Source organism: bacterium, from assembly GCA_026398675.1.
GTDB lineage: Bacteria > RBG-13-66-14 > RBG-13-66-14 > RBG-13-66-14 > RBG-13-66-14 > RBG-13-66-14.
This window is the reverse complement of the sequence record JAPLSK010000071.1, coordinates 1-5,713: the sequence shown is the minus strand read 5'-3', so window position 1 is coordinate 5,713 and position 5,713 is coordinate 1. Positions and strand designations below refer to the sequence as shown.

At 64.4% G+C, this 5,713-nt stretch carries 7 protein-coding genes; all 7 read right to left on the bottom strand.

The features are described from left to right. Positions 1-187: 187 nt before the first annotated feature. Positions 188-823, bottom strand: a complete 636-nt coding sequence (rsxE, locus tag NTW26_01470) for an electron transport complex subunit RsxE (protein MCX7020943.1) — start codon at positions 821-823, stop codon at positions 188-190. A gap of 3 nt (positions 824-826) precedes the next feature. Next, positions 827-2,245, bottom strand: coding sequence for an SH3 domain-containing protein (locus NTW26_01465; GenBank protein ID MCX7020942.1), 1,419 nt, complete (start codon positions 2,243-2,245; stop codon positions 827-829). Further along, entirely contained in the window at positions 2,242-2,874 is a 633-nt protein-coding gene (locus NTW26_01460; protein ID MCX7020941.1) for an FMN-binding protein, read from the bottom strand. The genes NTW26_01465 and NTW26_01460 overlap by 4 nt, the downstream gene beginning before the upstream one ends. After that, on the bottom strand, positions 2,861-3,292 hold the full coding sequence (locus NTW26_01455; GenBank protein MCX7020940.1) for a hypothetical protein: 432 nt from the start codon (positions 3,290-3,292) through the stop codon (positions 2,861-2,863). Before NTW26_01455 ends, NTW26_01460 begins: the two co-directional genes overlap by 14 nt. After that, positions 3,271-3,684, bottom strand: a complete 414-nt coding sequence (locus NTW26_01450) for a HEPN domain-containing protein (protein MCX7020939.1) — start codon at positions 3,682-3,684, stop codon at positions 3,271-3,273. Before NTW26_01450 ends, NTW26_01455 begins: the two co-directional genes overlap by 22 nt. Position 3,685: 1 nt before the next feature. Beyond that, positions 3,686-4,699 (bottom strand): RnfABCDGE type electron transport complex subunit D, encoded by a 1,014-nt coding sequence (locus tag NTW26_01445; GenBank protein ID MCX7020938.1) that lies wholly within the window; start codon positions 4,697-4,699, stop codon positions 3,686-3,688. A 156-nt stretch (positions 4,700-4,855) separates the two neighbouring features. Next, positions 4,856-5,713 (bottom strand): HAMP domain-containing sensor histidine kinase (locus NTW26_01440; GenBank protein MCX7020937.1); only part of this gene is annotated, 858 nt, incomplete at its 5' end.

Below are 5,713 nucleotides of genomic sequence, written 5' to 3'. Positions count from 1 at the left end.
GCCTCCCCTCGAATTTCGACACCACGGTATAGACCATGGACGACGATGAAGTCGTCGTACATCTCAAGAGTACCGGAGTAATACTCGTTGTCCAGATGTGTACAAAAATCCGGCGGGCGGAAGTCCCCCACCGCGGAGGCGGTCAGGAGAGTCAGCAGAACGAGACCGATTCCCCGCATGTTCCCTCCTACGCCGCCTGGGCGCGCAGTTCCTTCCTCTTCTTCGCCGAGTCCTGCACGGTGCGGATGATCCAGATGTAGGTCCCGAGCATGAAGAACGCGCCGGGGGCCATGACCATTATCACCCAGGGCTCGAAGCCCGGCCCCAGGACCGGAATCCCCGCCAGCGTCCCGAAGCCCAGTAGCTCCCGGAAGACCGAAATTATTAAGAGACTCATGGCGTAGCCCAGGCTCACCCCCGCGGCGTCGAGAATGCTGGGCAGCGGCTTGTTGTTCGAGGCGAAGGCCTCGGCCCGGCCCATGATGATACAGTTCGTTATTATCAGCCCCACGTACGGCCCGATGGCCTTCGAAACCGTGGGGACGAAGGATTTCAGCGCGATGTCCACCAGGATGACGAAGGCGGCGATGATGAGCGTGTAAACGGCCATGCGGACGCGCTTGCCGGTGACGTTGCGCACCAGGCTCACCAGAAAGGAGCTGCACACGGTGACGAAGACCACGGCGGAGCCCATCGCCACGGTATTGATAACCTGGTTGGTCACCGCCAGGGTGGAGCAGATGCCCAGAATCATGCGGAAGATCGGGTTGTCCTCCCACAGCCCCTTGACGAAGACCTTCCAGTTCTCACCCTTCTTGGGCACGGGTCACTCCTCCGTCTTCGGCGGGGTGCGGGTCCAGCCGGCCAGCGCGGGGGCCTGACCGGTAAAGGCGCTGTAAGGGACGGCGGAGACGAGGTACCAGGCGCCGTCCCGCGTCTCGTAAGTCCGCACGTCCACCCAGATCTCCGGCTCCAGGGTCCCGGCGACGGTCCCGGACCCCGGCAGGCAGAAAAGCGTCAACGGTTCTTTCAGCAAACCCCACACGGATTCGGCCGTGTCCACCCCGAGCAGCCCCACGGGGGAGACCTCGGAGTAGGCGTAGCCGAGCTCCAGGGCGTAGTCGTTGCCCGGCGGGCAGTAGAGGGCGTAAAACCCGGCCTCGGGCACCCAGCGCGCCTCCAGGTCCGTCGAAAACCACCGACCGTCGGCGAGGTAGTTCGGCGGCGGCAGCGGGTGCCGCACCCGATCCAGCCGGTCCAGCCGCTCGTGGGCATGGATGAATCGGAAATTGACGTAGGGCACCGGCTCCTCGGGGCAACACATCACGGCGCGGTATCGCAGCGCCTCCGGGGTCAGCTCCGCCCCGCCTTCGACGTAGGCCCAGTTGCCGGACGGGCCGTCCTCGTCGGACCCGAGGAGGAAGGCCCACTCGGTGTAACCGTAGATGCACCGCAGGCCGTCATTCCCCCAGGCGAAGCCCAGCACCCGCCGGCGGGTGAAGGTCGGCCCCATGACCGGCGAAGGGTAGGAGGAGCGGTAGTCCAGGGTCAGGCGCAGCTCGGCCGCCCCGTCGCCGTTGAAGTCGCCGGCCTCGAGGCCGTAGAGGCTCCAGTTGTGGTACCAGCCGAGCTCTCCGGACTCATCCAGCCCGGCGATGAGCTCCTCCGCGGGCACCTCCTCGGCGCTCGTCCCCAGGAAGAAGTCGGCCAGTCGCACCTCGGCGTTGAACGAACCCTCGACCCGCAGCACCAGGGGCAGGCGGTAAACGTACTCCTCGTCGTAGTAGAACTGCTCGTACTCTACGTGGACCTCCCCCGGCCCGACCCGGACCTCCTCGGGGGCGCCGTCGGAGTCCAGGTCCGCGGCGAGGGTGAGCTCCGGCTCGCCGAACGCGTGCTCGACGACCAGGTAGCGCTCGCCGTACTCCCCCCAAGCGTAGCTCTTCTCCTCGGCGGCGACGTAGCCGTGGAGGTCGCCCGAGCGCACCTCGGCCCAGACGTAGCCCGCACCCCGGCTGTCGTACCCCACCGCCCAGGCCAGGATTTCCGCCCGGTCGCCGCGGTGGAGCAGGCCGATTTTATTCCCGTCCACCGACGGGGCGTCGCGGACGTTGAGGGCGTCCACGTCCACCAGGGCGTACATCGGCTCGATTTCGGGCCGGGAGGCCGGGCTGGTCCACTCCGGCGCCCCGAGAACCGCCGTGGCCAAAATCGAATAAAGGACGAGCGCGGTCGTCGGTCTCACGGCGTTCCCCCCTTCACCGCGGCGAGGAAGGCCGCGATGCCCGCGTTCAACAGCTTCTCCAGGGACTTGGAGGTCTGGGTGGCCCCGGTGATGGCCGCCACCTCGTAGGGCTTGTCGGGGGCCTGGTAGGCCACGACGCCCACGTAGCCCGGCGCCGGGCCCAGCGGCAGGTCGTCGAACTTTTGCAGGAACTCCGGCTCGGCGATCCGCCCACCCAGCCCCGGCGTCTCCCCCTGCTCCAGGACCCGCAGGCGGTAGATATTCTTGTAATCCGGCGTCAGGGCCACCAGGACCCGAATCACGCTCCACAGGCCGCTCCCCGAGGCCTCGAACGCCACGCCCAGCTCCTTCCCCGCGTCGTCGTAGCCCCGGTAGAGGGTGAGCCCGCCGGCCTGGTCCTTCTTGACGTGCTTCGAGTAAAGCTCGTCCACCCGCGCGGGCGCAAGCTCCGCCCCGGAGTCGGCCAGGCCGAAGACCTCGATGACCCGCCGGTTGAAGAGGCGCGCCTTCTGCTCGTCTATCACCGGCTTGGTGTAGGCGTAGAGGGCGGTGAGGGCCGAGGCCACCAGCACCGACGCGGCCACCAGGAAGAGGACCATGAAGGGGCGCGAGTCTTTATTGAAGGGCATGCTTTTTTATAACCTCGATATCATACGAGTAGAACTGATAGTCGGGACCGGAATACGGAAAGCAATCCCTCACTCGGCCGGATGTTGTCCGCCTCTGTTTTCTACCTTTCTCACAATGCTTTTTAAGCACATCCTTGTACTGCTTATAGAGGCTATCCGAAAGTCCAATCAACCTGATGTCTGTTAATGACAGCAGTTCAAGCTCATCTAATCCCTCTATGGCATCGTATATCTCACTATAGGTTTTGTTTATCCCTTTTTCGTCCGCCCAACTAGAGACGATATAGAACTCCCAACGCTCGTACAAACCGTAATAGGACCAGAAGGCGGCCTCGACAGGAATGCCGTGCTTGAGTAATGCCTCGACGATTATCGAGCCTTCCTCCCGATACTCTTTTACCAGTATGTTTTCAACCATGATAGAACTCCATCGTGAGGATGTGTCACTGCCTCGAAAAGGTCTTCAGCTTCGTTTCTACTCTTCTTTGGCTCATATCTTGAATCAGGTTTCCATTTTTTTACTGTAGCCAAATATGTCTCTGTCTGCTTATTCATTGGTTCCTTTTCTAAAGCTGCTTTTTCGAATAACTTATCGAAATCATGTGTCCAACTTTCATTCACTCGTTTTTTCTCTGGGAATTCGTGTCGCCGGGTTCGTTTGGCAATTACAGCCTTCAGGGCATATTCGACGGCATACCCTATCAAGTAGTAGGAACTGACGTATCTTTTAGCTTCTAATAAAATCTGCGCATCTCTTACGCGATCAAGTGCCATTTGTTTCAAATCACTACTCATTAGCATTGTGCCCATATCAAACTCCCCTCTTTCTCTTTCGTTGTTCTTTTATGAGCGAGTCCGCCAGCGGGGTGAAGGTGTTGGCGAAGAGAATGGCGAAGAAGACGCCGCCGGAGAAGCTCGACGCCGCCCGGATGATTACGACCAAAACGCCGATGAGCGCGCCCATGAGCCAGCGGCCGCCGTCGGTCGCCGGCGCGCTCACCGGGTCGGTGGCGAAGAAGAGCGCCCCGAAGAGGAGCCCCCCGCCGGCCAGGGTGAAGGCCGTGTCGGGGACGAAGGCGGGCCAGAGCAGGTGGAGGACGAGGCCGGCGACCGCCGCCGCGCCCAGGACGGCCAGCGGCGTCCGCCAGTTGATGATTTTCCGCGCAAGGAGGTAAATCCCCAGAAGGACTAAAAGGATCGCCGCCGTCTCCCCCATCGCCCCGCCGGTGTTCCCCCAGAGCATCGGCCCCAGCGGCCCCTGGACGCCGGAGCCCTTGAAGGCCGCCAGGGGGGTGGCGGTGGTCACCGCGTCGGCCGCGGCGAGGTCGGGGGCCCAGTGGGCGAACCCCCCGATCCCGCCCCAAAAGGGCTTCCACCAGTAGCCGGCGAAGTACGTCGGGAAGCTGATGGTCACGAAGGCCCGCCCGACCAGCGCCGGGTTGAAGACGTTCCGCCCGAAGCCCCCGAAGGCCTCCTTCCCGAAGAGCTGCCCCACGGCCGCCCCGATGACCACCAGCCACCAGGGGACGTGCGCCGGGAGGGTCAGGCCGAAAAGAAGCGCCGTAATCCAGAAGCTGGGGTCCATGGGCCGGCGGCGGATAAGCGAAAACGCCGCGGCAGTGACCCAGCCCACGGCATAGGCCAGGGCCAGGAGGAAGGCGCAGCGCCAGCCGAAGAGATACACCGAGGCGAGCGCGAGGGGGAGGAAGGCCCGGGAGAACTTGGCGTGGAGCGGGATAAACTTGGTCCGGCCCCGGAAGAACGGCAGGGCGTGGAGGCTCCCGCGCTTGGGTTCGACCGGAACGGGCTTCGTCGTTTCCGTCATGCCTCTGCCCGGGGGAGGGTAGGAATCGGTAAAACTAGGAAAAAAAACGGTCCCTTTGTCAAGCCCGCAAACGCGAACTTCCGGGGGACGGGATCCGCGGAACCGGCCCCTGCAAGCACCGACCCCCGCGAACCCGAGCCGCCGGGGACGGGCGCTTCACGCCTCGGTGTCCTCGATCTCCCTCGGCTCATCCCCCTCCAGATCCGGTTTGTTGAAGCGGAGGGTGAAGGTGGCGCCCTTGCCGGGGGTGGAGGCCACCAGGACCTCGGCGCGGTGCAGCCGGGCCACCTGGGCCACGAAGGAGAGGCCGAGCCCGGTGCCGCCCACGTCCCGCGCCGCCTTCGCCCGGTAGAACTTCTCGAAGATGTGCTCCCGCTCCTCCGGCTCGATCCCCGGCCCCTCGTCGGTCACCGACACCTCCACCGCCCGCTCGAGCTCCCGGACGGCCACCGTCACGTCGGTCCCGGCGGGGGCGTACTTGACGGCGTTGTCCAACAAATTCGCCAGCGCCCGGCTGACCAGGTTCACGTCGGCCAGGATGGCGGTCACCGCGGGGGGGCGGTCGAGGACCAGGGTCTTGCCGGCCTGGTTGGCGGTGATGCGCCCCAACTCGATGACCTCCTCGGCCACCGCGCAGAGGTCCACGGGGAGGAACTGGCCCCGCCGCCGGCCGCCCTCCAGACGGCTCACGTCGAGGAACGTCTCGATGAGCTTGAGGAGCTTGTCCGTTTCGGCGGCCAGGTGCCCCACGTACTCGAGGCGCTCGTCCCGGGAGACCTCCCGGTCCGAGAGGAGCTCGGCGAAGCCGCGGATGGTCCCCAGCGGACTCTTCAGGTCGTGCGAAAGGATGTGCATCACGTCGGTCTTCATCCGGTCTATGCGGGCCAGCTCGGTGATGTCGGTGAGGGTGACGACGAATCCGCGCAGGCCGCGCTCGTCGGCCAGGGGGGCCACCGCCAGCAGGAAGGTCATCCCCTGGATTTTCACCGTGTCGCTGCTGGCCCCGTCCACGGC